Source organism: Martelella alba, assembly GCF_006516955.1.
Taxonomy (GTDB): domain Bacteria; phylum Pseudomonadota; class Alphaproteobacteria; order Rhizobiales; family Rhizobiaceae; genus Martelella; species Martelella alba.
In genome coordinates, this window is the sequence record NZ_VHLG01000004.1 from 156,919 (window position 1) to 182,777 (window position 25,859).

Annotated in this window: 25 protein-coding genes; 16 read left to right on the forward strand and 9 right to left on the reverse strand. The window is 57.4% G+C overall.

Features of this window, described 5'->3' with window-relative positions; all coding sequences use genetic code 11:
• Positions 1-21 precede the first annotated feature (21 nt).
• Positions 22-1,140: a DNA polymerase III subunit beta gene (gene dnaN, locus FJU08_RS09445; RefSeq protein WP_141148755.1), complete on the reverse strand. Its 1,119-nt coding sequence runs from the start codon at positions 1,138-1,140 to the stop codon at positions 22-24.
• 219 nt (positions 1,141-1,359) lie between these two features.
• Between dnaN and rsmI the strand changes: the two genes are divergently transcribed.
• From rsmI to sciP, 11 genes are all read left to right on the forward strand, one after another.
• The gene (gene rsmI, locus FJU08_RS09450; RefSeq protein ID WP_141148756.1) at positions 1,360-2,262 is read left to right on the forward strand and encodes a 16S rRNA (cytidine(1402)-2'-O)-methyltransferase; all 903 of its coding nucleotides are present in this window, start codon (positions 1,360-1,362) and stop codon (positions 2,260-2,262) included.
• Positions 2,252-2,617 carry a YraN family protein gene (locus FJU08_RS09455; RefSeq protein ID WP_141148757.1) on the forward strand — a complete coding sequence of 122 codons (366 nt, stop codon included), beginning with the start codon at positions 2,252-2,254 and terminating at the stop codon, positions 2,615-2,617. The genes rsmI and FJU08_RS09455 overlap by 11 nt, the downstream gene beginning before the upstream one ends.
• A 126-nt stretch (positions 2,618-2,743) precedes the next feature.
• Positions 2,744-4,063 carry a sn-glycerol-3-phosphate ABC transporter substrate-binding protein UgpB gene (ugpB, locus tag FJU08_RS09460; protein WP_181409795.1) on the forward strand — a complete coding sequence of 440 codons (1,320 nt, stop codon included), beginning with the start codon at positions 2,744-2,746 and terminating at the stop codon, positions 4,061-4,063.
• Between the two features lie 91 nt (positions 4,064-4,154).
• The gene (gene ugpA, locus FJU08_RS09465; protein ID WP_141148758.1) at positions 4,155-5,039 is read left to right on the forward strand and encodes a sn-glycerol-3-phosphate ABC transporter permease UgpA; all 885 of its coding nucleotides are present in this window, start codon (positions 4,155-4,157) and stop codon (positions 5,037-5,039) included.
• 9 nt (positions 5,040-5,048) lie between these two features.
• Positions 5,049-5,897 carry a sn-glycerol-3-phosphate ABC transporter permease UgpE gene (gene ugpE, locus FJU08_RS09470; RefSeq protein ID WP_141148759.1) on the forward strand — a complete coding sequence of 283 codons (849 nt, stop codon included), beginning with the start codon at positions 5,049-5,051 and terminating at the stop codon, positions 5,895-5,897.
• 4 nt (positions 5,898-5,901) lie between these two features.
• On the forward strand, positions 5,902-6,981 hold the full coding sequence (locus FJU08_RS09475) for a sn-glycerol-3-phosphate import ATP-binding protein UgpC (RefSeq protein ID WP_141148760.1): 1,080 nt from the start codon (positions 5,902-5,904) through the stop codon (positions 6,979-6,981).
• Positions 6,982-7,096: 115 nt separating this feature from the next.
• Complete coding sequence (gene gshB, locus FJU08_RS09480; RefSeq protein WP_141148761.1) at positions 7,097-8,044, forward strand: glutathione synthase; 948 nt, start codon at positions 7,097-7,099, stop codon at positions 8,042-8,044.
• A gap of 335 nt (positions 8,045-8,379) precedes the next feature.
• Entirely contained in the window at positions 8,380-9,912 is a 1,533-nt protein-coding gene (locus FJU08_RS09485) for a YifB family Mg chelatase-like AAA ATPase (RefSeq protein WP_141148762.1), read from the forward strand.
• A 313-nt stretch (positions 9,913-10,225) separates the two neighbouring features.
• Positions 10,226-11,263, forward strand: a complete 1,038-nt coding sequence (locus FJU08_RS09490) for a DUF2793 domain-containing protein (protein WP_141148763.1) — start codon at positions 10,226-10,228, stop codon at positions 11,261-11,263.
• A gap of 529 nt (positions 11,264-11,792) precedes the next feature.
• Positions 11,793-12,455: a sugar transferase gene (locus tag FJU08_RS09495; protein WP_407943699.1), complete on the forward strand. Its 663-nt coding sequence runs from the start codon at positions 11,793-11,795 to the stop codon at positions 12,453-12,455.
• 263 nt (positions 12,456-12,718) lie between these two features.
• The gene (sciP, locus tag FJU08_RS09500) at positions 12,719-12,994 is read left to right on the forward strand and encodes a CtrA inhibitor SciP (RefSeq protein ID WP_141148765.1); all 276 of its coding nucleotides are present in this window, start codon (positions 12,719-12,721) and stop codon (positions 12,992-12,994) included.
• A 331-nt stretch (positions 12,995-13,325) separates the two neighbouring features.
• On the opposite strand, the gene FJU08_RS09505 is transcribed toward sciP, so the two are convergent.
• The gene (locus FJU08_RS09505) at positions 13,326-13,676 is read right to left on the reverse strand and encodes a flagellar export protein FliJ (RefSeq protein WP_141148766.1); all 351 of its coding nucleotides are present in this window, start codon (positions 13,674-13,676) and stop codon (positions 13,326-13,328) included.
• 428 nt (positions 13,677-14,104) lie between these two features.
• On the opposite strand from FJU08_RS09505, the gene ctrA reads away from it, so the two are divergent.
• The gene (gene ctrA, locus FJU08_RS09510; protein ID WP_141148767.1) at positions 14,105-14,806 is read left to right on the forward strand and encodes a response regulator transcription factor CtrA; all 702 of its coding nucleotides are present in this window, start codon (positions 14,105-14,107) and stop codon (positions 14,804-14,806) included.
• 470 nt (positions 14,807-15,276) lie between these two features.
• Here the strand turns inward: ctrA and FJU08_RS09515 are convergent, their stop codons facing one another.
• Positions 15,277-15,921: a histidine phosphotransferase family protein gene (locus FJU08_RS09515; RefSeq protein WP_141148768.1), complete on the reverse strand. Its 645-nt coding sequence runs from the start codon at positions 15,919-15,921 to the stop codon at positions 15,277-15,279.
• Positions 15,922-16,096: 175 nt separating this feature from the next.
• Between FJU08_RS09515 and FJU08_RS09520 the strand changes: the two genes are divergently transcribed.
• Together FJU08_RS09520 and FJU08_RS09525 are read left to right on the forward strand one after the other, a co-directional pair.
• On the forward strand, positions 16,097-16,732 hold the full coding sequence (locus FJU08_RS09520; RefSeq protein ID WP_407943696.1) for a DUF1134 domain-containing protein: 636 nt from the start codon (positions 16,097-16,099) through the stop codon (positions 16,730-16,732).
• 12 nt (positions 16,733-16,744) lie between these two features.
• A complete protein-coding gene (locus FJU08_RS09525) occupies positions 16,745-17,017 on the forward strand; it encodes a hypothetical protein (RefSeq protein ID WP_141148769.1) in 273 nt (90 codons plus the stop codon).
• Between the two features lie 18 nt (positions 17,018-17,035).
• On the opposite strand, the gene FJU08_RS09530 is transcribed toward FJU08_RS09525, so the two are convergent.
• Together FJU08_RS09530 and FJU08_RS09535 are read right to left on the reverse strand one after the other, a co-directional pair.
• Entirely contained in the window at positions 17,036-17,854 is an 819-nt protein-coding gene (locus FJU08_RS09530) for a TrmH family RNA methyltransferase (RefSeq protein WP_141148770.1), read from the reverse strand.
• Between the two features lie 7 nt (positions 17,855-17,861).
• The gene (locus FJU08_RS09535) at positions 17,862-18,239 is read right to left on the reverse strand and encodes a hypothetical protein (RefSeq protein ID WP_141148771.1); all 378 of its coding nucleotides are present in this window, start codon (positions 18,237-18,239) and stop codon (positions 17,862-17,864) included.
• A gap of 68 nt (positions 18,240-18,307) precedes the next feature.
• Here FJU08_RS09535 and FJU08_RS09540 point away from each other — a divergent pair, with 68 nt between their 5' ends.
• Positions 18,308-19,351: an RluA family pseudouridine synthase gene (locus tag FJU08_RS09540; RefSeq protein WP_141148772.1), complete on the forward strand. Its 1,044-nt coding sequence runs from the start codon at positions 18,308-18,310 to the stop codon at positions 19,349-19,351.
• Between the two features lie 140 nt (positions 19,352-19,491).
• Entirely contained in the window at positions 19,492-20,403 is a 912-nt protein-coding gene (gene rpoH, locus FJU08_RS09545) for an RNA polymerase sigma factor RpoH (RefSeq protein ID WP_141148773.1), read from the forward strand.
• An 83-nt stretch (positions 20,404-20,486) separates the two neighbouring features.
• On the opposite strand, the gene FJU08_RS09550 is transcribed toward rpoH, so the two are convergent.
• From FJU08_RS09550 to FJU08_RS09565, 4 genes are all read right to left on the reverse strand, one after another.
• A complete protein-coding gene (locus FJU08_RS09550) occupies positions 20,487-22,673 on the reverse strand; it encodes a GumC family protein (RefSeq protein ID WP_141148774.1) in 2,187 nt (728 codons plus the stop codon).
• A gap of 100 nt (positions 22,674-22,773) precedes the next feature.
• Positions 22,774-23,502 (reverse strand): metallophosphoesterase, encoded by a 729-nt coding sequence (locus FJU08_RS09555; RefSeq protein WP_181409796.1) that lies wholly within the window; start codon positions 23,500-23,502, stop codon positions 22,774-22,776.
• 62 nt (positions 23,503-23,564) lie between these two features.
• Positions 23,565-24,989 (reverse strand): O-antigen ligase family protein, encoded by a 1,425-nt coding sequence (locus FJU08_RS09560; protein ID WP_141148776.1) that lies wholly within the window; start codon positions 24,987-24,989, stop codon positions 23,565-23,567.
• A gap of 52 nt (positions 24,990-25,041) precedes the next feature.
• Positions 25,042-25,713, reverse strand: coding sequence for a hypothetical protein (locus FJU08_RS09565; RefSeq protein WP_141148777.1), 672 nt, complete (start codon positions 25,711-25,713; stop codon positions 25,042-25,044).
• Positions 25,714-25,859 lie beyond the last annotated feature (146 nt).

Below are 25,859 nucleotides of genomic sequence, written 5' to 3' on the forward strand. Positions count from 1 at the left end.
CTTCCCTCCCCGGTGGTCGGCCTAAACACGCATCGGCATCAGAACATAGAGCGCTTCGGCGCTGGCCGTATCGCGGATCAGCGTCGGCGATCCGGCATCGGCAAACAGGAAAACAGCATCCTCGCCGGTCAGCTGCGAGGTGATATCGAGCAGATATTTGGCGTTGAAACCGATATCCATCGGCTCGCTGTCATAGGAGACGGCGAGTTCATCAGTGGCGCTGCCCGAATCGGGATTGTTGACGGTCAGCGTCAGCTGTCCTTCGGAAAGCGAAAGCTTGACGGCGCGGCCGCGCTCCGACGACACGGTCGAGACGCGGTCAACGGCCTTGGCAAAGCCCTGGCAGTCGATGCGCATTTCGCGGTCATTATTGGCCGGGATAACGCGCTGATAATCCGGGAAGGTGCCGTCAATCAGCTTCGACGTCATGACGATCTCGCCAATGGTGAAGCGGATCTTCGCATCGGAAACCTCGACCTTGACGCTTGCTTCCGGGTCATCAACCAGCTTCTGGATCTCGCCGACCGTCTTGCGCGGAATGATGACGCCGGGCATGTTTTCGCACCCCGCAGGCGCCTCGATCTCGGCGCGTGCCAGACGGTGGCCATCGGTGGCAACCGCGCGCAGTTTCAAGGACGATCCCTCGCTCATGGCGTGGAAGAAGATGCCGTTCAGATAATAACGGGTTTCCTCGGTGGAGATCGCGAACTGGGTCCGGTCGATCAGCATCTTCAGCTCGGAGGCCTTGATGGTGAATGCATGGCTGAAGGTGCCGGCGGTCAGATCCGGAAAATCGGCTTCCGGCAGGCATTGCAGCGAAAACTTCGACCGGCCCGAGGCAACCGAAATCGACGCCCCGTCGGGATCGGTCGCCAGCATGACTTCCGAACCGTCTGAAAGCTTGCGGACGATTTCATAAAGCAGATAGGCAGGCACGGTGGTCGCACCGGCCTTTTCCACCATGGCAGCCGTTGCCTCGGTGATTTCAAGATCCAGGTCGGTCGCCTTCATGGTCAGGCTGTTGCCCTCTGCCTTCAGCAGCACATTGGAGAGAATCGGTATCGTGTTGCGCCTTTCGACCACGCGATGAACATGGTTCAGGGACTTCAACAGGTTGGACCGCTCCAGGGTGATACGCATGACTTTCGCTTCCACTCAATCTCCGCCGCATGGGCGTTTGGAACCCGCAGCCGCCCAAAATGGCCTGCGGGTTTGGGGGCTCAAATTGACAGGAAAGCCGGGTGAAAGGCAAGGGGCGGTTTTCACGCCATACCCATAATTCACATGAGGACGGCTGCAATATCCTTGTCGCCAGGGCAAAGCCGTGATCATAAGAAGGCATGAACAGGGACAAGAACCATGCAGGATGACGCCAGCGCACCAACCTTCGAGATATCGGGGCGCAAACTTGATGCCCGGCCGCTTGCGCCTGGCCTCTATCTGGTGGCAACGCCGATCGGCAATCTCGGGGATATTACCCTGCGTGCGCTGGAAACGCTCGCCGCCGCCGATATCCTCGCCTGCGAGGACACCCGCGTGACCCGCAAGCTCATCGACCGCTATGTCATCCGCGCCCGCCCCTTTGCCTATCACGAGCATAATGCCGAAGAGGCCGGTGAAAAGCTGCTGGCAGCACTGCGCGAGGGAAAATCAGTGGCGCTGGTGTCCGATGCCGGAACGCCGCTGGTCTCCGACCCCGGCTACCGCCTTGCAAAGCTGGCCATTGCCGAAGATTTGCCGGTCTTTCCGATCCCTGGTGCCTCGGCGCCGCTGGCAGCCCTTGTCGGCGCCGGTCTTCCCAATGACGCTTTTTTCTTCGCCGGCTTTCTGCCCTCCAAGGACAAGGCACGGCGCGACCGGCTTGCAGAACTCAGCGCCGTCCCGGCAACGCTGATCTTTTTCGAATCACCGCACCGGATCGCAGCAACGCTTGTTTCAGCCGCCGATGTGCTGGGCGCCGAACGCCCCGCCGCCGTCTGCCGGGAGCTGACCAAGACGCATGAGGAATTTTCCCGCGACACGCTCGGCCTTTTGGCCGACGCCTTCGCAACACGCGATGTGAAGGGGGAGATCGTACTGGTCATCGGCCCGCCACTGCCAAAGGGAGCCCCGGCAGAAGAAGATGTCGATGTGCTTTTGAAGCGCCTCGTCGCCGAAATGCCCGCAGGCAAGGCAGCGAGTGAGGCCGCGCAGATGACCGGCCTCGCCCGCCGCGACCTCTATCAGCGACTGCTAGCCCTGAAGGACAGCGATGACGCGTGAGCCCGCCCCGTCCCGCGTCAAGGCAGAACGCCGTGGCCGGCGGGCGGAATGGATCGCCGCGCTTTATCTGACATGTAAAGGATACCGCATCGTCGCCATGCGCTACAAGACGCCATCGGGTGAGATCGACCTGATTGCCCGCAAGGGAGATCTGGCGATTTTCATCGAGGTCAAGGCGCGCAAAAGCCGCGAAAGCGCCATTGATGCGGTGTCCTATGAGGCCATGCGGCGCATCCGCGCGGCGTCCGACTTATGGCTCAAGCGCCAGAAGAACTGGCACGCGATTTCCTCGCGCTTTGACATTGTCGCCGTTACACCCGGCAGGCTTCCCCAACATATCCCCAACGCATTCTGACAAGCATCAGGCCAAGGCGGCCATTTTACAATTCTGCCACAAATCCGTAGCGGCACCGTCATGAAGACCCGCTAACCGTCCCGCATTCGAAATTGCAGTTTTCCTACTCTTCGAACGGGGACATTCATGATCAAGAAAATCGCTCTCGCCGCTCTGGCTCTCGGCCTGTCGGCTTCCGTCTCGCAGGCGGCAACGCAGATCCAGTGGTGGCATGCCATGGGTGGCGAGCTCGGCCAGAAGCTCAACGAGATCGTTGCAAATTACAACGCATCGCAGGACCAGTATGAGGTAGTTCCCACCTACAAGGGCAACTATGCTGAAACCATGACCTCAGCCATCGCTGCTTTCCGCGCCAAGGAACAGCCTGCCATCGTTCAGGTCTATGAGGTTGGTACCGGCACGATGATGGCCGCCAAGGGCGCGATCTATCCGGTCTACCAGTTGATGAAGGATAGCGGCGCCAACTTCGACCCCAAGGCCTTCCTCCCGGCCGTTGTCGGCTACTACACCGATACCGATGGCAACATGCTGTCCATGCCGTTCAACTCTTCGACGCCGATCCTCTATTACAACAAGAATGTGTTCGAAAAGGCCGGGCTTGACCCGAACCAGCCGCCCAAGACCTGGGAAGATATGGAAGCCTATTCGAAGAAGATCGTTGAAAGCGGTGCTGCGCCCTGCGGCTTCACCACCGGCTGGGTGTCCTGGATCCAGACAGAAAACTTCTCCGCCTGGCACAATGTTCCACTCGGCACCGAACAGAACGGTTTTGGCGGTCTCGATACCGAACTGACCATGAATGGTCCGCTGCAGGTCCGCCACTGGGGCAATCTGAAGAAATGGGCTGACGAAGGCCTCTACCGCTATGCCGGTGCAGAAGGCGGCGCCGATGCCCAGCCGATGTTCTACGCCCAGACCTGCGCCATGATGATGAACTCGTCCGCCTCGCGCGCCGGTGTCATGGCCAATGCCAAGGATTTCGACGTCGGCTTCGGCATGCTGCCCTATTACAGCGATGTTGAAGGCGCACCGCAGAACTCCATCATTGGCGGTGCAACGCTGTGGGTGCTGCAGGGCAAGGATGACGCTACCTACAAGGGTGTCGCCGACTTCTTCTCCTACCTGTCCTCACCTGAAGTTCAGGCCGACTGGCACCAGTTCTCCGGCTACCTGCCGATCACCACGGCAGCCTATGAGCTTGGCCAGAGCCAGGGCTATTATACCGAAAACCCGGGTGCTGATGTCGGCATCAAGCAGATCACGCTGAACCCGCCGACGGAAAACTCCAAGGGCCTGCGCTTCGGCAATTATGTCCAGATCCGTGGCATTATCGACGAAGAATTCGAAGCCATGCTGGGCAATGAAAAGACCCCGCAGGAAGCGCTTGATGAGCTCGTCTCGCGCGGCAATGCGCTGCTGCGCGAATTCCAGGCTGCAAATCAGTAAGCCTTTCTTTTCCGGTCTCGGGGTCCGCGCAAAACTGTGCGGACCTCCTTTGTATTTCCGGCTGGCGACTGCCGCCCAAACGAAGTCCGTCATGACGACCAAGCGCACCATATTCAAAAATCAGCTGCTGCCCTATCTGCTTCTGGCGCCACAGCTGGCGATCACCATCATCTTCTTCCTCTGGCCGGCCGGTCAGGCCGTATGGCAATCCTTCCTTCGCGAGGACGCCTTCGGCATTAAGACGACGTTTGTCGGGCTCGACAATTATGCCCGCCTGTTCGCCGATCCGACCTATCTCAATTCTGTGGGCGTGACGGCAATCTTCGCCATTTCGGTGACGATCCTATCCATGGGCACCTCGCTGCTTTTCGCCGTCACCGTTGACCGCATGGTCCGCTCGGCCTCCACCTATACCACGCTGATCGTCTGGCCCTATGCCGTCGCACCTGCTGTTTCCGGCCTGCTCTGGTGGTTCATCTTCAATCCGACCATCGGCATCGTGCCCTATCTGCTCGATCTGGTCGGCTATCGCTGGAGCCATACCTCATCCAAGCTCGATGCCATGATCCTGGTGGTGATTGCCGCAAGCTGGAAGCAGATCAGCTACAACTTCCTGTTCTTCGTTGCCGGTCTCCAGGCGATTCCGTCATCGCTGCGCGAGGCAGCCGCGATTGATGGCGCGGGCCCGTTCAAGCGTTTCTTCACCATCACCTTCCCGCTTCTGGCGCCCACCACCTTTTTCCTTCTGGTGGTCAATGTCGTTTACACCATGTTCGACACATTCGGCGTGATCGACGCGACGACCCAGGGCGGCCCGGCCCAGGCGACCAATATTCTCGTCTACAAGGTGTTCCGGGATGGCTTCATCGGCCTCAATCTCGGTTCGTCGGCGGCGCAATCCGTCGTGCTGATGATCATGGTCATCGCGCTGACCGTGGTGCAGTTCCGCTACATCGAACGCCGCGTGGAATATTAGGAGCCCGTCATGGTCGAAAATCAGCGCTGGCTCGACATTCTGTCCCATGCCATTCTCATCCTCGGCGTCATCATCGTCGCCTTTCCGCTTTATATCGCCGTCATTGCCTCCACCCATGAAACATCGGATTTCATGACCGGGACCATTCCGCTTCTGCCGGGCGGCCATGCCATCGAGAATTATTCGACAATCCTGTTTTCCGGGTTGAAGAACAACGGCACGCCGCCGATCGCCATGATGATGCTGAACAGCCTGATCATGGCGCTGATCGTGGCCCTCGGAAAGATCGCCATCTCGATCACCTCGGCCTTCGCGATTGTCTATTTCCGGTTCCGCTTCCGCATGCTGGCTTTCTGGCTGATCTTCATCACGCTGATGCTGCCGGTAGAAGTGCGCATCATGCCGACCTTCAAGGTGGTTGCCGATCTCGGCCTGCTCAATTCCTATGCCGGCCTGTCAATCCCGCTGATCGCTTCGGCAACGGCGACCTTCTTGTTCCGGCAGGTGTTTCTGACCATGCCGGACGAGTTGACGGAAGCCGCCCGCATTGATGGCGCAGGGCCGCTGAAATTCTTCCGCGACATGCTGCTGCCGCTGTCGCGCACCAATATCGCGGCCCTATTCGTCATCCTCTTCATCTTCGGCTGGAACCAGTATCTCTGGCCAATGCTGGTGACGACCGACCAGCGCTTCTACACCGTGATCATGGGGATCAAGCGGCTCGCTGACGTTGTCGACGGCCGGCCCACCTGGCATCTCGTGATGGCGGCGGTCACCCTTGCCATGCTGCCACCCGTGCTCGTGGTGATCTTCATGCAAAAGCTCTTCGTCAAGGGCCTCGTCGAAACGGAGAAATAAGAAAATGGCTTCGATATCGCTTCAAAACATCTCCAAGACTTATCCCGGCGGAACAAAAGCCGTGAGCAATGTCGATCTCGAAATTGCCGATGGCGAATTCATTGTACTTGTCGGCCCGTCAGGCTGCGGCAAGTCAACGCTTCTGCGCATGGTGGCAGGCCTTGAGACTATCACCGATGGCAAGGCCCTGATCGGTGACCGGCTGATCAATCAGGTTGAGCCCGCCGACCGTGACATCGCCATGGTGTTCCAGAATTACGCGCTTTACCCGCATATGACGGTCTATAACAACCTCGCCTATGGGCTGAAAAACCGTGGAACGCCGAAAGCGGAAATCGCCGCACGCGTTGCAGAGGCGGCGAAAATGCTGGAGATTGAGCAATATCTCGAGCGCAAGCCGCGCGCGCTTTCCGGCGGTCAGCGCCAGCGTGTGGCCATGGGCCGCGCCATTGTGCGCAAGCCGGCAGCCTTCCTCTTTGATGAACCGCTATCGAACCTCGATGCCAAGCTGCGCGTGACCATGCGCGGCGAAATCAAGCGTTTGCAGAAACGCCTCGGCACCACCTCGCTCTATGTCACCCACGACCAGCTTGAGGCCATGACGCTGGCCGACCGGCTGGTCGTCCTGAATGCCGGGCGTATCGAACAGATCGGTACACCGCTCAAGGTCTATCACGAACCGGCATCCACCTTCGTCGCCAGCTTTATCGGCTCGCCGGCGATGAACCTCATGCAGGGCTTGATTGAGGGTGACAGTCTGAAAATCGATGGCCAGATGATCAGTCTTGGCGCCAGCGCACCCGGCATTTCAGGCCCTGTCACGGTTGGCATTCGCGCCGAGGACCTGCAGCCCTTTGCCGGAGAAGGCGCTACACTCGATCTCAACTTCGATTATGCCGAAGAACTCGGTGCACTGCGGCTTGCCCATTTCAGCCTTGACGGCAAGACATTGACGGCAGCGCTTTCACCGGCCCTGCCCCTCACCGACCGGATGACCCTTGGAATTGCTGCTGAAAAACTGCATTTCTTCGATGCCACCAGCGGCAAGCGGATCTCGTCTGTGAAATCTGCCGTGGCAGCGTGAATGTGCAAAAGGCCGGATCAGCGGCATCCGGCCTTGCCTGCCCCGTTGCCAAGCAGCAGGACCACCATTACATATCTTCCCGTTTGAATGACATTAACGCGGAAACAGTGCTCTCATGGCCAATATCAGGAATGTCGCGGTCCAGATGGACCATATCTCCACGGTGAAGATCGCAGGCGATTCCACCTTTGCCATGTCGCTGGAAGCCCAGGCGCGGGGCTATAATCTTTTCCACTATACGCCCGACCGGCTTTCCATGCGCGATGGAAAGGTGTTTGCCGAAGTCGAAGCGATGACGCTGCGCGATGTCGAGGGCGATCACTATGATCTGGGTCCCCGCGAACGCGTCGATCTTGCGACCATGGATGTCGTGCTTCTGCGCCAGGACCCGCCCTTTGACATGGCCTACATCACCACCACCCACATGCTGGAGCGCATTCACCCGAAAACACTGGTGGTCAACGATCCCGCCTGGGTGCGCAATTCACCGGAGAAGATTTTCGTCACCGAATTTGCCGATCTGATGCCGAAGACACTGATCACCAAGGACCCTGGTGAACTGGCCCGTTTCCGCGACGAAATGGGTGACATCATCCTGAAGCCGCTTTACGGCAATGGTGGTGCCGGCGTCTTCCATTCCGCCCGGGACGACCGCAACTTCACATCGCTTCTGGAAATGTTTGGCCAGATGTTCCGCGAGCCCTATATCGCCCAACAATATCTGCCGGCCGTGCGCAAGGGTGACAAGCGTATCATTCTCATTGATGGCGAATTTGCCGGGGCGATCAACCGCGTCCCCGCCGAAACAGACAGCCGTTCCAACATGCATGTCGGCGGACGGGCGGAACCGACAGAACTCACGAAACGCGAAGCGGAAATCTGCCGACGGATCGGTCCCGCTCTCAAGGAGCGCGGCTTCATTCTGGTCGGCATTGACGTCATTGGCGACTATATGACCGAGATCAACGTCACCTCACCGACCGGCATCCGCGAGGTCCAGAAATTCGGCGGCGCTGATATCGCTGCGCTCTTCTGGGATGCCGTTGAAAAGAAACGCGGCTGAGCAACACCAGCATTCCCTGAAAGCAGGACTTGCAAAGGCTTCCCCACTCTGTGGGGAAGCCTTATCTGTGACGTGCCCGGCTGCCGCTGCACGGCAGCACAACCTCATTACATCCGACAACAACCATACCGGACAATGCAAAATACGGCCCGGGCGCGATACCCCGAAATTACCGACGGAAATGATCCGCGTTTGTTCCAGGCACACAACCAAACACAACCCATACACAACCCATAACAGGCAAAAGTTCTATATTTGTTCTTGCGCAAGGGTGATATTCATGCAAGAGTTGCAGCATAATTTTGTTTCGCGCAGGCTTCGGGGGCGGCGGGCTTATGGTTTCGAGGGTAAACACGGTTGCATTTCAGGGGATAGAAGGCGTTCCGGTGGATGTTCAGGTGATGGTCGCCCCCGGCAAGCTCGGCATGCAGATTGTCGGCCTGCCGGACAAGGCGGTGGCGGAGAGCCGGGAGCGCGTTCAGGCGGCGCTGCATGCCTCGGGTCTTGCCCTTCCCGCCAAGCGCATCACCATCAATCTTGCACCGGCAGATCTGCCGAAGGAAGGGTCGCATTTTGACCTCGCAATAGCACTCGGACTGATGGCCGCTCTCGGCGCGATCCCTGCCGATGTGCTTGCCAGTTTTCTTGTCATCGGCGAACTTAATCTAGACGGCACGATTGCCGCCGTCGCTGGTGCCCTGCCCGCCGCCATGACCGCCAATGCCCTTGACAAGGGGCTGATCTGCCCGGCCGATTGCGGCCCTGAGGCAGCCTGGGCGGGCGGTGACCTCGATATTCTTGCACCGCGAAGCCTCATCGCCGTTGCCAACCATTTCAAGGGCACGCAGGTGCTTTCCAGACCGCAGCCGGCGATCCGTCAACCTGGCGGGCTTCCGGGTGACTTCTCCGAGATCCGCGGCCAGGAGAGCGCCAAACGCGCCCTGGAAATCGCTGCTGCCGGTGGCCATAACCTGCTGATGATCGGCCCGCCGGGCGCCGGAAAGTCGATGCTGGCCTCACGGCTGTCCTCCATTCTTCCGCCGCTTTCCCCGCCGGAACTGCTCGATGTATCGATGATCCACTCGATTGCCGGACAGATAGCCGGCGGAAAGCTGTCCGACCGTCGGCCCTTTCGCGCGCCTCACCACTCCGCCAGCATGGCGTCACTCGTCGGCGGCGGACTGAAAGCACGGCCGGGCGAGGCCTCACTCGCCCATCATGGCATCCTCTTTCTCGATGAATTGCCAGAGTTTTCACCCCAGGTTCTCGATGCATTGCGGCAGCCGCTCGAAACCGGCGAATGCGTGATTGCCAGGGCCAATCATCGCGTTTCCTATCCCGCACGGTTCCAGCTGATTGCCGCCATGAATCCCTGTCGCTGCGGCATGGCAGGCGAGCCGGGCTACAGCTGCGCGCGCGGTGACCGCTGCGCCAGTGACTATCAGGCCCGGATTTCCGGACCGCTTATGGACCGCATCGATATCACCATCAATGTACCGGCCGTTTCCGCCCTCGACCTGATGGGACCACGCAGCAGCGAGCCAAGCAGCGAGGTTGCCCGCCGTGTGGCCCGGGCCAGATCGGTTCAGACGGAGCGCTTCAGCAAGACCGACCCGACCGGAACCAATGCCCGCTGCAACGCTGGGCAGATCGAAGAGATCGCCCTGCCTGACCGTGCCGGCACTGCATTGCTTCAGGAAGCAGCCGAAAAGCTTCAGTTTTCCGCCCGGGCCTATCATCGCATCCTGAAAGTGGCGCGCACCATCGCAGATCTGGACGGCAGTGAGCAGGTCGGAAGGGCTCATATCGGCGAAGCAATCGCCTACCGGATGGCAATGCGTCAGCCAGCTACATTGCAAACAGCATAAAGCGCCTGAGCCTTGAAGGCGGGTCATCCACGACCAGCAAAGATAGTTTGGCGGCGATCCACGTTGCGGCAAAGCTATGGTCGCGCAGTCGCAAAAGGCCTTTGCAAAACAGCGAAGCCTCACAATGCACAGTATCAGACTATTGTCTGATCTTGGAAACAAACACTGCACCAGCTGGGCAATGTCCGCCAGCGGTAAGGAAAGCCATAGCCGTCCCGCTGCAGACAGGCGGGAAAATCTCACCAACCTTTATCCCCGGCTCCACCGAGCCGTTTAAGCTTGGCCCTGAAACGATTTCTCAATGGAGACGGCCATGTCGGATAACACTGCCAATCTTGCACTCCCTTTCATCTTGCCCGCGCAGGCGCAAAAACATGTGACCCATAATGAAGCGCTCCAGCGGCTTGATACCGTTGTACAACTTTCCATTGTGTCGACAGCTGCAACGCCGCCGTCGGCCCCGACAGAGGGTGACCGCTATCGTGTTGGCCCCGGAGCAAGCGATGGCTTTGCCGGTAAGGACGGCAAAATTGCCGTCTATCAGGATGGCAACTGGGTCTTCATCACGCCAGCATCTGGCTGGCTGGCATGGTTCCAAGATGACGAATGCCTGCTTTGCTATGACGGAGCCGCATGGACAGAACCACCAATGCCCTCGGCTGCCAGTTGCAACATGCTGGGCGTTAACGCAACGGCCGACAGCACCAATCGCCTGGCCGTTTCCAGCGCGGCCACACTCTTGAACCATATAGGCAATGGCCACCAGCTAAAGATCAACAAGGCGGCCAGCACTGACACCGCGTCACTGCTGTTCCAGACCGGATGGTCCGGCCGCGCTGAAATGGTCCTTGCGGGCAACGACGACTTTTCAGTCAAAACCAGTGTCGACGGCAGTTCATGGGTTGATGCCCTGGAGATTGCCGGCAATGGCACCATATCCATGCCGCAGCGCCCCATCGTTCGCGCAGCCCCCGCGCCTTCATCGGGCGTGATAGCAGATGGCAGCGAGACTGGATTTGACACGCTTCATCTGCATCAGACCGGTTTTTCGCTGGGAAGCGCCTGTGCGGGTGGCGGCTATGCATTGCAGGTGAGCGAAACCGGCTATTATCACCTCTCCCTTTTGATCACCGCATCGGCAACGGCTGCCCATTCGGTGGATCTGCGCAAAGACAGCTCGGAAACGGTCTTCGCTCTGGCGGGCGCTGCCAGCAGCGGCGTATCCTCCAGCCAGGCAGGCAGTACGATCGCCTATTTGAGCGCAGGTGATACATTAACGCTTCTGCACCATGGTGGCGCCAGCTATGACCTTGGTTACGGAAAAACGGAGATCTCCATTTTTCGCCTCTAATGCATCGGGCAAAACCCGGAGACCGCTTAGCGACCCCCGGTCGTATCAGGAAGAAAAGTCGAAATCATCACATAAACCCGACCAGAGGCCCGCAGCCGTCTGCTGCGGGCCTCTGTCCGCCCTCGAGAAAGGCCTGCTCACGACGCCGGGTCACGGTTGAAGGCATCGCCAAATGTGGCAAGTTCGCCACATTCGAAGCTATGCATTACACGCATATCTCCCATTCACATTTAGTGATCGTCGGTAGGAGCCGCATCCCGAGCAGTTTATCACCATAAATACAATATGTTAAAACTTGGTTGCCAGGTTTCAGCATGGTGCAGGCGCTCCTCTCGCCGGAGAATGACGTTAATCATTTTTCGCATCACACAGGCCGCCTCTTGATTTGAGGCTTTTTCTTGGTGACAAAGATATCGGAAGATATTAAAACACTTCCACATCAGGAAATTCTAATACAATTTTTATTGAGGGTATTTCCTTGACCGTGACAGATTTTCAAAATTCGATCTATTTTTCAGATATCAATACATTGCCAACTCGCGCCTTTGGACACGAGGTTTGTGTTGCAACGTCATCGAAGAAACGGACCGCCCAGTTGATGGTCAAGCGTGTTTTCGATCTCGCTGTCTCGCTCTCCGCTCTCATCGCTTTGTTCCCGCTGTTCCTGATCGTCGCAACGCTGATCAAACTGGACAACCCGGGGCCCGTTTTCTTTACGCAGACCCGGTGGGGCCAGGGCGGAAAGAAGATCAACATCTTCAAATTCCGCTCCATGCGGACCGATCTTGGCGACAAGAGCGGCGTTCAGCAGACCATTGCCAATGATCCGCGTATCACCAAGATCGGCGCATTCATGCGGCGCACAAATATTGATGAGCTGCCGCAGCTGATCAATGTCGTGAAGGGTGACATGTCGCTGATCGGACCGCGCTGCCACGCAGTCGGCATGCTTGCTGGCGGCATGCTCTATGAAGAGCTGGTCCCGGAATATCACATGCGCCATTTGATGAAGCCGGGACTGAGCGGGCTGGCACAAATTCGCGGCTGGCGCGGACCGACGACACGCAGAGGTGAAGCCCGCGCAAGAGTGATGTGCGACCTCTATTATGTTTCGAATTTCAATCTTCTGCTCGATGCCAAGATCTTTTTTGCAACCATCCGCTCCGAAGTGGGCCGCGGAACCGGTTTCTGACGTCGATCTCACGCACCGCCATCCCTACCTGAACGGCTCGCACCCCGGGCCGTTCTTGCTTTGCTTTCGACACACACTCACGGAAAGCCGTCAGATAAAGCTTTCGGCACCAAGTCCGCATTGCCCCCTCCATGAACATACCCAATTTACCGGCCATCCGACGCGGTGTCTGGTTACCGGAAGATTACCGCCCCCTTAGGTAAATCTTAAAAATGTGGCGCTAGCGTCTCTCATGTTGGTTGTGAGTTTATGTAGAGAGTACGATGACCGAACTAGTCCGCTCCCGCGCGAAGTATGTTATAGGCCCTGACGGAAGCCCGCTGACTGTTGCCGATCTTCCACCGGCCAATACCCGCCGCTGGGTCATCCGCCGCAAGGCAGAAGTTGTAGCCGCAGTACGTGGCGGCCTGCTCAGCCTTGAAGAAGCCTGTGAGCGTTACAGGCTGACGGTGGAAGAGTTTCTATCCTGGCAGACATCCATCGATGATCACGGCCTGGCCGGCCTGCGGACTACACGGATCCAGCAATATCGAAACTGATTGAGTGCGCGCCATCGCCAAAGGACCTTCAGGCGCGTCGCCCATTATTTGATTCGCGTGATCAGGGGACCTGTATCAGCGCGACGCTTCCAGAACTTGAGGGCAGTGGCAACGAAGACAAAATGTTGCCATGCACCGGGCTTTAGCCATTCCGCCGCATCGACCGCCCAGCCTCCCCTTTGCCAACACAGCAGGCGGCGCGGTGAGCCATCGCACCTTTGGGACCACGCAAACGGCTCAGTCCAGTTGGGCACCACACCAAATACTGACGAAAAAGGGACCGCATCATATCAATGCGGTCCCTTTTTTCCTGGTCCGGATGCCAAACGCCTCAGGCGCGTTTCCGGCTCGCCCCGTCACGATCCTCCAGCGCCGCGAGACGCTGATATTCCGTGTCGAGCTCAAGAAGCTCACTTTCGCCGACTGCCCTTTGCTCCAGAAGGTCACGGACAGAAACGTTCAGGTTATCTGCCCGCTGCCGCGCTGATTTGGCGAAGGTGGAATAGGCGAAATGCGTGGGATCCGAGATCCCCGTCTTCTGCTCTTCCGCGTCAATCTGTCGCTTCAGCTCATCGGACATACGCTCGAACTCGTCGATCATAAGCTGCAGCTGCTGCAGCTGCCGCTTTTTTTCTTTCACCTGAAACGCCTTTAGGCGCAACAGACTGTTTCGTGCCTTCATACGCAATACTCCCCGGCTGACGAACGCATATCCGAAAGGGTCCCCCAACATTTGATTCGCTCCCACGTCAGCCGGATATGCTTAACGAAAAACGAATGCTGGTAACCTTTCGTTTACAGCCATGGCAGATCATAGGCGACATGACTTAAGGGTCGGTAAACCCGGAGCGCGGAAACAGACGAAAACTTGCGAGTCTATTGAATCACTTAGCGATATTTTCTCACCTGTTTTCTCGGCACTCAGGCACCTGAAATATGTGTAAAATCATAAGGCTGACGAATAAAATTAATAAAATCTGACCATCTTGCCAGAGAGAATCAGAATTTGTTAACCATTAGCTGTCAGCTTCACGTCAGGTCATCACTGAGTCCGTATCGCGTCCGGGGCGAGATCAGACCTTTTAATAGCGGCGGTTTAAGGGGAAAGACATGCGGGTTCTTTTAATCGAAGACGACAGCGCTACGGCTCAAAGCATTGAGCTGATGCTCAAGAGCGAAAATTTCAACGTCTATACGACGGATCTCGGCGAGGAGGGTGTCGACCTCGGCAAGATCTATGATTACGACATCATCCTTCTGGATCTCAACCTTCCGGATATGTCTGGTTATGAGGTTCTTAAAGCCCTTCGCGTTGCCAAGATCGCAACGCCAATCCTCATCCTCTCCGGCATGTCCGGTACGGATGACAAGGTGCGCGGCTTCGGCTCGGGTGCAGACGATTATCTGACCAAGCCGTTCCACAAGGAAGAACTGGTCGCGCGCATTCATGCAATCGTGCGTCGTTCCAAGGGCCATGCCCAGTCGGTGATCACCACCGGCGATCTGACGGTCAATGTCGATGCCAAGACTGTGGAAGTCGGCGGCCAGCGCGTGCATCTGACCGGCAAGGAATATCAGATGCTGGAACTGCTCTCGCTGCGCAAGGGCACGACGCTGACCAAGGAAATGTTCCTCAACCACCTCTATGGCGGCATGGACGAACCCGAGCTGAAGATCATCGACGTCTTCATCTGCAAGCTGCGCAAGAAGCTGGCCAATGCTGCTGGCGGCACCAATTTCATCGAAACGGTTTGGGGACGCGGCTATGTGCTGCGCGATCCTGAACAGCAGGACATTCAAAAGCGCGCCTGACCGGTCACTTTTGAGGGCTTCAGGCAAAGAGCGTCGCGAGCCAGCCGGCTTCCGGCGCTCTTTGCCTTTGTGCTGACACGGCCTTCTTCCTACCGCCCCGGCGGCGGCAATGTCAGGCCTATCGGTTTCCTTCGCGGATGACCGGCGCCGCGCCCGAAAAGAGGACGCCAGCTTTTCGGGCAAGGTACAGAAGCGGGAAATGTGAAACAGCGGGCGACTGCCCGCACAGATTGCTGACAAACCCTGTCCCCTTCTCTAACGTCATGCCTGTGCTTGTCACAGGCATCCAGCCGACGCGCGTCCGCGCGGCGAAAGAACCTGCTTATTCAAATTCTTAAGAATATGGATCCCCGTGACAAGCACGGGGATGACGACGGAGGCGATGGCTATTTCACCCCAAACAGACAAGCTGAATGACTTTGTCAGCAGCCAGAGCGGGCGACTGCCCGCACATTTCAGCTGAAATCACCTTAGCCGGCAGTTTTGCCCTCAAACAGCACCTCACCCTCATTCAGGGTGAAACGGATATCCGTGCCGGTCAACTCGGCAAGAAGTGCCGTGTAATAGGGCTGCACATTATGCGAGGTGACGGGCTGATCCATCACGCCGGAATGAATGCGGGCAAATTCGGAGGGCGGCTGAATGTGGCCACCGCGCGCGCGAATGGAAAAATGGAAGGGCGCATCGACTGATTGCAGCGTCACCTCGATCGTGCCGCCGCGCGGGATCGTTGCCATGGCGACAAGCAACAGATTGAGAATGAGCTTCACCCGATCCTTGTCCGCATTGGCGTGAGGTCCCGTCCATTCAATGACAAGGCGTTTGTTGAGCGCCACCAGATCGCATGCTGCACGCTCGGCCTCACCGGTATCCAGCGGGGCAGCAATCGTGCCGGATGCGCCGAAAGCGAGGCGGGCAAATTTGAGATGCGTGGCGGCACTGTGCGTGCTCTGGCGGATAAGGCTCAACGCTTCCTCATCCATGCCCCCTTCATCAAGCAGCTCCAGCCCGTTTCCAGCCGCACCGATCGGGTTAACGACATCATGGCAGATGCGGCTCGCCAGCAATGCAGCCAGATCGGGCCCGCTCAGCGTCAGATTGGGGTTCCTTGCCATCATGTATTCCTTTCGGTTTCTCACCTGCGGTCCAGCTGCCGGAACCATCCGGTCGCTGTCGAGCCCTTTGTGGCGCCACACTCTGAAAAACACCACATTTGGTAAATCCATTGTTAAGAGGTGGTTGTCACAATGAAGTTCGAGCACACGCTTGTCAGATTCGCGAGAAATCGCAATGCCCGATCATGAAAAGAATGGAACTGCCATGCGCGCAACCCCATCCCCGATCCTAAAGCCGATCACGATGATCGCGCTTTTTCTTGCCCTTTGCGTTGCGCCGTCCGGAGCGGCCTTCGCCCAGCAGGCTCAACCCCAACCGCAGCAGAGCAACAGCTACTCGGCTGACGAAATCGTTGCCGCAGGCAGCAATTTCTTCGGTGAAGCCAGCGCTGGCCTTGCCACCGCGCTTCAGAACGCCTTTTCCAAATATGGCTTGCCAAATGGTTATGTTCTCGGCAAGGAAGGCTCCGGCGCCTTTATTGCCGGCCTGACCTATGGCGAGGGCACGCTCAACACCAAGAATGTCGGCCAGCACCAGGTCTTTTGGCAGGGCCCCTCCTTCGGCTTCGATTATGGCGGAGACGGCTCGCGCGTGATGATGCTGGTCTATAACCTGCCGGCCGTGAGCGAAATCTACCACCGTTTCGGCGGCGTTTCCGGCTCGGCCTATGTCGTCGCCGGTTTTTCGATGCAGGTTTACAAGTTCGGCAATATCATTCTGGTTCCGGTTCGCTCCGGTGTCGGCGCCCGGCTTGGCGTCAATGTCGGCTATCTGAAACTGACCCAGAAACCGACCTGGAACCCCTTCTGACCGCGAGTTCCCATGCGCAAAACCAGAGACGATGCATTGAAACAGGAAATCGAAGGGCGCAGCCGCGCCCTTCGCCTGTCGATCGCCCAAGCGCGAGACAGCCGGGACGACGATGCCCTGCGACAGGGGTTGGCCGAGCTTGGCGCACTGATGATTGCCCATACATGGCTGATCGAAGGGGCCGATCCAGCACTTGCCAAGACCCTTGAAACGGCTGCCTCTCATGGCGACCGGAAAAGCCTGGCCGCGCGGGCCGCAGAACTGATCGCCGCCCTTGAGCGCTGACGCGCCGCTACGGGCATCTCAGCCGATACGCTGCTTTTTCAAGGCCAGCTCATACAGTGCAATCCCCGCCGCCATGGACACGTTGAGACTGTCAAGCTCCGGCGACTGGGCAATACGCACAGGGCTGAAACGCTGCATGATTGCAGCCGGCAGTCCATCACCTTCCGTACCGAGAACCAGCGCTGTACGCCTTGACGGCTGAAGGTGATCAATCGTCGTTTCCCCGGCAGGTGACAGGGTGAGGATCTGAAAACCGGCCTCCGCCAGCATTGTCAGCAGGTTCTGCCCGTTTCCAGCCCTTATCCACGGCATCCTCAGTACCGAACCGACGGAAACCCTCAGGCTCTTGCGATAAAGCGGATCGCAGGACGTTTCATCCAGCAGCACGGCATCAGCGCCAAAGGCCGTCGCATTGCGAAACAGGCTTCCGGCATTGTCATGATTGGAAAGACCGATTGCCACCGCGACAAGCGCGTCCTCAGGCAGGCTTTCAACAAGCTGCACGGGGTCAGCGGTGGCTGATCGTGTTCCAAGAGCCAGAACACCGCGATGCATATCGAAACCGGCAATGGCATTCATCACGCCTGCATCGCAGACATAAACGGGTACATCGGCCGGAAAGTCCGCAAGAATATCGGAAATGCCGGAAAGACGGTTTTCCAGAACCAGAATGCGGTCTGCCCGAAAGACCCGGCCATGAACCTGAGACAGGACGCGAAGAACCACCGTGCCTTCGACAATGAAATGACCGCGCCGGCCGACAAGATCCCGTTCGCGGATGGCACGGAACGGCGCAACCCTCTCGTCATCCGGATCCGTAATCGTCTCGAAAGGCATGACGGCGTCAGGGAATGGAAACCGTTGCCGCCATGCGGCCGGTCGTCAGATCGAAAATATAAACGGCCTGCCTGCCATCGGCACGGGTACCGAAAAAGGTAACGGAGCCATCACCATAGGAAACCTGCTCAACCTTGAAACCATCCGGCAGTGGTGCAACAAATTCCAGCGGCGCCCCCGAAGGCACGGCAAGCGCATGACCGGCCGGAGCCGTGTCATCCGCGCGCGAGGAGATCTTGTAAATGATGGCACCAAAAACCGCGAACAGACTGACAATCATGATCACGGCAGAGATAATCTGCAGTCTCAACATCTTGCGACGAACGATATCGAGTGCCGGGTCGAGCGGCTTTTCATCCTCGGCGTCGTTGCGATCATGTGCCATAGTCAATTGCCCTTGAGCCTTGTTTGCCGTAAAAGCGCCAGTTCCTCAATGTCAGGTCCAGAAAAGAAATGACGGATAAAGCCCCCTTTAAACAAGCCGAGCCCAATAGAAAAGACTTTCTCGTCGAAGAAGACGGGAAAGAGCGGCTTGACACGTTTCTTTCCCGCCAGATGGGCGACGCCGTATCGCGCAGCCGGATCAAGGCCATGATCGTCAAACAGGCCGTGACCATCAACGGCGCGGTGTGCACCAACCCCTCACGCAAGCTGAAGCCGGGCGAAACCGTTGCGCTGGATGTGCCGGAGCCGGAAGACCCGACCCCCTTGCCGGAAAATATTCCGCTCGACATCCTGTATGAAGACGACGACCTGATCGTACTCAACAAGCAGGCCGGGCTGGTCGTGCATCCAGGGGCTGGCAATTGGACGGGAACGCTGGTCAACGCCCTGCTCCATCATTGCGGCAACACGCTGTCCGGCATCGGCGGTGTGAGACGGCCCGGCATTGTGCACCGGCTCGACAAGGATACGACGGGCGTCATGGTTGTCGCCAAGAATGACCGCGCCCACCAGTCGCTGTCTGCGCAATTTGCCGATCACGGCCGCACCGGACCGCTGGAGCGCGCCTATCTGGCACTTGTCTGGGGCCGTCCGAAAACCCTGACCGGCACGATCGACGCACCGCTCGGGCGCAGTGGCGACCGCGTGCGCCGCGCCGTCAAATCCGCTGAAAGCGCCGATGCCGATTTCGCCATCACGCATTACACAGTCGTTGAGCGCTTCGGTGAAAAGGCGGATGGAACCGCCACGGCAAGCCTGGTTGAATGCCGGCTGGAGACAGGGCGCACCCATCAGATCCGCGTCCACATGGCCCATATCGGTCACCCGTTGATCGGCGATCAGGCCTATGGTGCCGGCTACAAAACCAAGGCCAACAAGCTCGATGATGAGGCCCGTATCGCGGTGACGGCATTTCCGCGCCAGGCGCTCCACGCCTATCTGCTGGCCTTCGAACATCCCGCAACCGGTGAGACAATCCACTTCGAAGCCCCGCTGCCACCCGATATGGAAACCCTTTGTGAGGCTTTCAGGCAGGCCCGGACCGCCAGCTGAGCCTCTTGAAAGATTGAAGCGGCGACACCATATCTGAATTTCCCTTCGCGCGGTTCGCATGAACGCGCCTAACCTTGGAACCTGCTGAAGCTTCAATCATTCCGTTTGAAAATAGGGGTTCAACATACAGGGGTCTCTGCATGGCTAACAATATTATTCCCAGCATCCGTGCCGGCGAGAATGGCCTTAATCGTTATCTCGAAGAAATCCGTAAATTTCCCATGCTGGAACCGCAGGAAGAGTACATGCTCGCCAAGCGGTTTCAGGAACATGATGACCGCAAGGCTGCCCACAAGCTTGTCACCAGTCACCTGAGGCTCGTTGCCAAGATCGCCATGGGGTATCGCGGCTATGGCCTGCCGATCGGCGAAGTGGTTTCCGAAGGCAATGTCGGCCTGATGCAGGCGGTGAAGAAATTCGATCCTGAACGCGGCTTCCGCCTCGCAACCTACGCCATGTGGTGGATCAAGGCCTCCATTCAGGAATATATCCTGCGCTCCTGGTCTCTGGTGAAAATGGGTACCACCGCCAATCAGAAGCGCCTGTTCTTCAACCTGCGCCGCCTGAAGGGCAAGATCCAGGCCATTGAAGATGGCGATCTGAAGCCCGAACAGGTCAGCGAGATTGCAACCAAGCTCAATGTGAGCGAGGAGGAAGTGGTCTCCATGAACCGCCGCCTCTCCGGCGACGCCTCGCTCAATGCGCCGATCCGCGCTTCCGAAGGCGATGCCGGGCAATGGCAGGACTGGCTTGTCGATGATAGCGACAGCCAGGAGCAGATGCTGATAGATCAGGACGAGCACGACACCCGCCGGCAGATGCTGGTTGAGGCGATGAATGTGCTGAATGATCGCGAAAAACGCATTTTCACCGCTCGCCGTCTGAGTGAGAACCCGGAAACGCTTGAGGAGCTTTCCGCCGAATTCTCGATCAGCCGCGAACGCGTCCGCCAGATTGAGGTCCGGGCTTTTGAGAAGGTGCAGGAAGCGGTTCAAAAGCAGGTCCTGGCCAATGCACGCGCGTTGCGCGCCGTGCGCGAGGAAGAGGCCTGAGCCTCAGCCCGATCGATCATATGAAAAAGCCGCGGCGTGAAATCGCCGCGGCTTTTTTGCTGTTTTCGTTGTGGCGCCAGCAATCAGTCGGAATAATAGCCGGAATAATAGTAATAGTAGTTGCCAAACAGATTGGTCCGTTCCAGCTGATTCATGATCGCCAGTAGCGAGCCGTCATCCTTCATATTGGCCCGCAGCGCATTGGTGGAACGGCGTGCGCTCTGCTGCGAGGTGCTGGCCCACTTGATGACATATCCAACGACATCGGCGAAACGGGCAAGATACAGCCCGTCGACAACCGGCTCAATCGGCGGCGTATCAAGAATGATGAAGTCAAAGTGGCGACGCGCGCTTTCGAGCAGCTTGGCGATACGCTCGCCCATGAAGAGCTCATCGGTGGCAAAGTCGGTCCGGCGGCTGCCAAGCAGCACTGTCAGCCCCGTCAACGGATCAGTGACCGTGAGATTGGCAAGCGAAGATCCCGCCGAGGAGCCACGCAGGAAATCGACAAGACCAGAGCTGGGTTCCATGCCAAGGTAACGGTGCACACTCGGTTTGCGCAGGTCGCAATCGATCAGAAGCGTCTTCTTGCCCGAAATCGCATAGGTCCGTGCCAGAGAAAGCGACATGGTCGACTTGCCTTCACCAGGAACAGCCGACGTCATCATGACAATGGTCCCAAGACCGTCTTCATGATCCGTCGGCTGGCCGGCAGCGAGTGCGGCCTTGCGTTTGTTATATTGTGCCTGTTCAATCGCGACGCGCACACGCCGGATCGATTCGGCAAAAGTCGACAGCGGCGATTCAACCACCAGATTGGCGAGCGATGTCCGTCCGCCAGAGCCATCCTTCATATCTTCATTGCCCGCAGAGGAATTCTCACGCGGTGTAAGTGTCGCCAGCGGCAGGTGAAGAACCGATTCCACCTGCTCCTCGGTGGTAAACCCGCCAACATAGTGTTCACGAATGAAGGCAAGCCCCAGACCAATACCGAACGACAGCAGCAGAGCAGCAGCAAAGATAAGCTGCTTGTTGGGATAGGATGGGCCGGCCGGGATCATCGCCCGCGAAACAATGCGGCTGTCGGCGATCTGCAGCGACGAAAGGTTGTCGAGTTCCTGCTGACGCGACAGCAGGTTCTGATATTGCGTACGGGCGATATCAGCCGACTGGCGGAGGCCGTAAATTTCCGTCAGGACTTCGGGCGGCAGGTCACTCTGCAGCACGGAACTGCGCAATTGCGAACGCAGATCTTCCGATTGCGTTTGCTGGACGCTGATCTGATTGCGAAGATCACTCGCGGTATTTTGCGCCTGTTCCTTCAGCGAATTCTCGATCTTGGCCAGCTCAGCCCGCAAATCAACGGCGCGTGAACTGTTTTGCGGAGCATCGCCAAGCTCGGCATTGACCTGCTGCCACTGACCCTGAAGCGCCGAAGCCGCCTCCGTCTGCAGCGAAGCAACAAGCGTCGAAAAATCACTGGTGCCAAGACTGCGGTTAATGATTTCCAGACGCGACTGGTCGTCACTGCTCTGCTTTGAAAGGGTATTGAGCTGATCGCGCAGGGCAGCAAGATCGGAAGAGCCCGTCTCATCCTGCAGGCTGTCAATGTTGTCGAGAATATAGTTATCAAGCTTTTTCTCGGCTTCAACAACGGCCTGGCTAGCCGTCGATACACGGGACTGGATAATGTCACGTGCGGCAACGACCGAAGAAATCTTGGCCTGCACCTGCTGCTTGATATAGGCATCGACCACAGCATCGGCCAGCGTCGCAGCCTTTTGCGGATCCGTTGACGTGACGGTCACCGAAATCAGATAGGTCAACCCGCTTCGGCTGACAGAAACGGCCGTCTTGAAACGGTTGAGAACCTTGGACAGGGCGTCGGGGCCCTGAACGGAACTGGCGTCTGACAGGTGGAGCTTGCTCAAAACCCTTTGCATAAGGGAGATATGAACACCGAACTCCGGATCCTGAACAAGGTTCTGATCATTGATTACCTGCAGGAGCACACTATTCGAGGAGAGGATCTTAACCTCGGATTCAACCCTGGCATTATCACCCGATGCAGCACTGTAAGAGGTCTGCGGATCCAGCAGATTCTTCGAACTCGTATCGACAAAAACAAGTGCGGTCGCCGAATACTTAGGTGTAATTGAGTAAACAGCGGCTGAAGTGATTACCGTTATGCCAATGACCACTGACAGGATGAGCCAGATCTGCCGCCTGATCATGGCTACCAAGCTGCGAATATCAATTTCATTATCCATAATGCACTCAACGTTTCGAAAAGGTAATGACAGGATAATTCTGGAAAAAATTTACATAAGCAACATTCAATACCAGAATCCGATGCGGAGTAAACTCTTATCAAGAACCACTGCCACCAACCTCCAGCACGGCATCGGGCTTGCCGTAAGAAAGTTTCAGACAGGAAAGGCGACCGGAAAAATAGGCACCGGTATCCAGGTTAATGCGATTGCCGATCCGCTCCACCTGCTTGACAGGCGTATGCCCATGGACAACGACAGGCCCATCCGTCACGGGACCACCATGTTCGGCTTCCTCGCGATCCGGCCGGATCCACAGGAGATCGGCATCGACCTGATCTTCGAGCGCAACGCCATGTTTCAGGCCGGCATGCACGAAACACAGACCGGGAAACCTGATCATCGATGGCAGCCCCTCAAGAAAATCGACATGTTCTTCCGGAATATGGCTGGCAACAACAGTATCAAGATGCTTCCGCGCACGCTGCATATCCTGAACACCATAGGATTTAAGCGTCTCTTCACCACCGAAATTAAGCCAGTGATGATCACTCGCCGGCCGCCGCATGAAAGAGAGCATCTGCTCTTCATGATTACCGGCCAGACACAATCTGCGCAACCCCGCCTGCTGTCGCGCCATCAGGAAGTCGATCATCTGTGCACTTGCGTGCCCGCGATCGACATAGTCCCCGAGATAGACAATCCAGGTTTCACCGGCAATATTCTGCGCTGCGTGAGCAATTTCAGCTTCCATCTGACGGGCAAGATCAATGCAGCCGTGAACATCACCGATGGCGAAAATCGCAGCCGGCACTTTATCAAAGACCATATGGCGCCTGCCAGCAATCTGCTCCGGCTTCTTTTTGAACAACTTGCCCAGAAACTGCATATTCAGGATTCTTTAGCCTCCGCCGTCGCGTCGCGCTCACGCGGCAATCGTGTTTCGCCAATACCATTGGCAAGAATCGCCACGAACAGCAAGGTAACACCCTCCATTTCGAGACTGAAATCGACAGTCGAATGAACAGCCGCCGTTACGATGACGCCAATGGCAGCAATACTACCAGAAGGATCTTCGGCCAGAGAGAAGTCAGATCGGAGAATACGCCAGAAGACAAGTGCCACGATGACCAGCGGCATGGACCCGAAAATCAACCCATATTCACTCCACAGCGCCAGATAGGTGGAGTGGGCAAGATCCCAGAGATAGTCTGCCGACAACGCATCCTGATGGAACAGCGGAAAGGCAAATTCGAAGCCATTGCCACCGAAGCCGAGCAGCGGACGATCCATGAACATTCGCCATGTCTGTTCATAAAGCGCCGCGCGAACTGCAACGGAGATCGAGGCGGTGTCATAACTGAAGCGGTCCACAAGTGAAGAGCCGTAAAACGCGACCACGAGACCAAAGGCGGCCAGCAGAACAGCAAGAAGACCAACGATACTGCGTGTCGTGACAGCAGATCTGAAATTGGCCGCCATGATTGCACAGGTCACGATACCGCCCAAAAAGGCCGCGATATTGCCCATGCGCGACTCCGTCGCGACGAGAGCCATAACGACCAGAAGAAGGCCCACAACATATAGGATGACCCCGTCGCGCGCGGTCAGCAGATCAATCAGCTTGCGTCCGCCATCGCGCCGATATTTGGACACCCGCGTTCCGATAAGCGCGGCTCCCAGCGGGACGCCAAAGGCCAGGAAGGTGGCAAAAGAATTTCGATTGACGAAACCGCCTGTCACCGATCCGGTATAGGCCCATTTATGTACGAAAAGGATCTTGTCGCCGAACTGGAACCGCAAAAGCAGGCCATAAACGGCGTGGGCGACGATAATGGCAAACAGAACCCTGGTGAAGAATGCCGAGCGCCCCGGATTGGCCGCAATCTGCAGCACCAGATAAAAGACGGAGCCATATGTCAGCCAGCGCAGGAGCGCCAGAAAGGTATCCCCCGGGGCAACGGAAATTGTGTCGCCGCCGCCATAACCGGAAGGAAAGGCCAGTATGTTGTTCGACAAAAAAGAGAACACAGGCATGACCTGAACCAGACAGTAGGCCGCGAAGGCGAAGAAAAGCCCCGCAATCAACGGGAATTGTGACGGCAGTACACGTGGTGTTATGTCATAGCGCATGACGCGCCACACGTAGAGCACCATCCACCCGAAGACTACGGTGGCATCCAGCGCCCATACTGCCGGGCGGTTCCCGCCCAGCATGAGCGGCGTAACCAGCAGCAGCACAGCCAAAAAGAAAAGTGTCCGGTTGTTCAACACGGACCGCGCCTGACGGCTTGGTTTGGATTTTCTCTTACTCATGTGCGATTTTCGATTTTTCCTGCCCCATATCTACAAGCTCTGCCATCCCCAGTCATTGACCGGATTGCTCTTTTGCAAGGACCCTGACACGAGTGAGAAAACGCCTCTGTTCTGTCTGCGTAAGCGTTTCGACAATATCCACCGCGCGCGCCCGGAATGCTTCGTTGGCGACATAGCGGCGCGCCAGCATATTGCTGCCATTGTAGGTACTTGCAAGAAGCGCAATATCCTTGTCTTCCAAGGCAAGGTTCTCCTGCGACATCTGATCACGATAGGTTTCCACGAACCAAAGCCGTTGGTTTGCCAGCCAGCCCTCGTTGGGACCAAGTGCAAAAGCTTCGCTCAACAACGCGTTGGACAACTCGACATTGCCCTCAATCATAGCAGCATAGGAGCCAACGAACCGGGCAAAACTCATCGAGGGCATAACATCGTCAATCGCTGCAGCCGTCTGAACGCAGTTCGCAGCGAGCTGATTGACCTGCTCCTCGGTTGCGGCATAGCCGGACCGGCGCTGCAATACGTTGTAGCAGCGTTGCAACACCGCCTTCTTGGAGCGGGACGACGGTGCAAAAGCAAGCGGCCCCGAAAGAAGGGCCGTACCGTAAATCGGCTCGGACGCATCCGGGGACAGGATATCCTCAAATTCACGCCAAAATGTCGCAGCTGAAAATAACACAGCAAAAACAAAGCCTAAAAGAGCGGCCCAGCGCCAGAACTGCACTCTCGCCTTCACCATCGGCCTCCCAAGACGAACATGTCAGACATACATCCAGGCAACGATATATGGTTCAAACCAATACTCCTGTATTCCGACGCGACTGGCAAATGCCTGCAACATCTGGCCCGTTCAATGCCGGCACCGAAATC

Coding starts and splice junctions, on each gene's coding strand:
- ugpB (WP_181409795.1), top strand. CDS start 2,744: ATGATCAAGAAAATCGCTCTCGCCGCTCTGGCTCTCGGCCTGTCGGCT.
- FJU08_RS09525 (WP_141148769.1), top strand. CDS start 16,745: ATGCGCAAAACCAGAGACGATGCATTGAAACAGGAAATCGAAGGGCGC.
- ctrA (WP_141148767.1), top strand. CDS start 14,105: ATGCGGGTTCTTTTAATCGAAGACGACAGCGCTACGGCTCAAAGCATT.
- FJU08_RS09490 (WP_141148763.1), top strand. CDS start 10,226: ATGTCGGATAACACTGCCAATCTTGCACTCCCTTTCATCTTGCCCGCG.
- FJU08_RS09455 (WP_141148757.1), top strand. CDS start 2,252: ATGACGCGTGAGCCCGCCCCGTCCCGCGTCAAGGCAGAACGCCGTGGC.
- dnaN (WP_141148755.1), bottom strand. CDS start 1,140: ATGCGTATCACCCTGGAGCGGTCCAACCTGTTGAAGTCCCTGAACCAT.
- FJU08_RS09505 (WP_141148766.1), bottom strand. CDS start 13,676: ATGAAGGCACGAAACAGTCTGTTGCGCCTAAAGGCGTTTCAGGTGAAA.
- FJU08_RS09485 (WP_141148762.1), top strand. CDS start 8,380: ATGGTTTCGAGGGTAAACACGGTTGCATTTCAGGGGATAGAAGGCGTT.
- sciP (WP_141148765.1), top strand. CDS start 12,719: ATGACCGAACTAGTCCGCTCCCGCGCGAAGTATGTTATAGGCCCTGAC.
- FJU08_RS09535 (WP_141148771.1), bottom strand. CDS start 18,239: ATGGCACATGATCGCAACGACGCCGAGGATGAAAAGCCGCTCGACCCG.
- ugpE (WP_141148759.1), top strand. CDS start 5,049: ATGGTCGAAAATCAGCGCTGGCTCGACATTCTGTCCCATGCCATTCTC.
- ugpA (WP_141148758.1), top strand. CDS start 4,155: ATGACGACCAAGCGCACCATATTCAAAAATCAGCTGCTGCCCTATCTG.
- FJU08_RS09540 (WP_141148772.1), top strand. CDS start 18,308: ATGACGGATAAAGCCCCCTTTAAACAAGCCGAGCCCAATAGAAAAGAC.
- FJU08_RS09530 (WP_141148770.1), bottom strand. CDS start 17,854: ATGCCTTTCGAGACGATTACGGATCCGGATGACGAGAGGGTTGCGCCG.
- rpoH (WP_141148773.1), top strand. CDS start 19,492: ATGGCTAACAATATTATTCCCAGCATCCGTGCCGGCGAGAATGGCCTT.
- rsmI (WP_141148756.1), top strand. CDS start 1,360: ATGCAGGATGACGCCAGCGCACCAACCTTCGAGATATCGGGGCGCAAA.
- gshB (WP_141148761.1), top strand. CDS start 7,097: ATGGCCAATATCAGGAATGTCGCGGTCCAGATGGACCATATCTCCACG.
- FJU08_RS09550 (WP_141148774.1), bottom strand. CDS start 22,673: ATGGATAATGAAATTGATATTCGCAGCTTGGTAGCCATGATCAGGCGG.
- FJU08_RS09515 (WP_141148768.1), bottom strand. CDS start 15,921: ATGGCAAGGAACCCCAATCTGACGCTGAGCGGGCCCGATCTGGCTGCA.
- FJU08_RS09520 (WP_407943696.1), top strand. CDS start 16,097: ATGCCCGATCATGAAAAGAATGGAACTGCCATGCGCGCAACCCCATCC.
- FJU08_RS09560 (WP_141148776.1), bottom strand. CDS start 24,989: ATGAGTAAGAGAAAATCCAAACCAAGCCGTCAGGCGCGGTCCGTGTTG.
- FJU08_RS09555 (WP_181409796.1), bottom strand. CDS start 23,502: ATGGTCTTTGATAAAGTGCCGGCTGCGATTTTCGCCATCGGTGATGTT.
- FJU08_RS09475 (WP_141148760.1), top strand. CDS start 5,902: ATGGCTTCGATATCGCTTCAAAACATCTCCAAGACTTATCCCGGCGGA.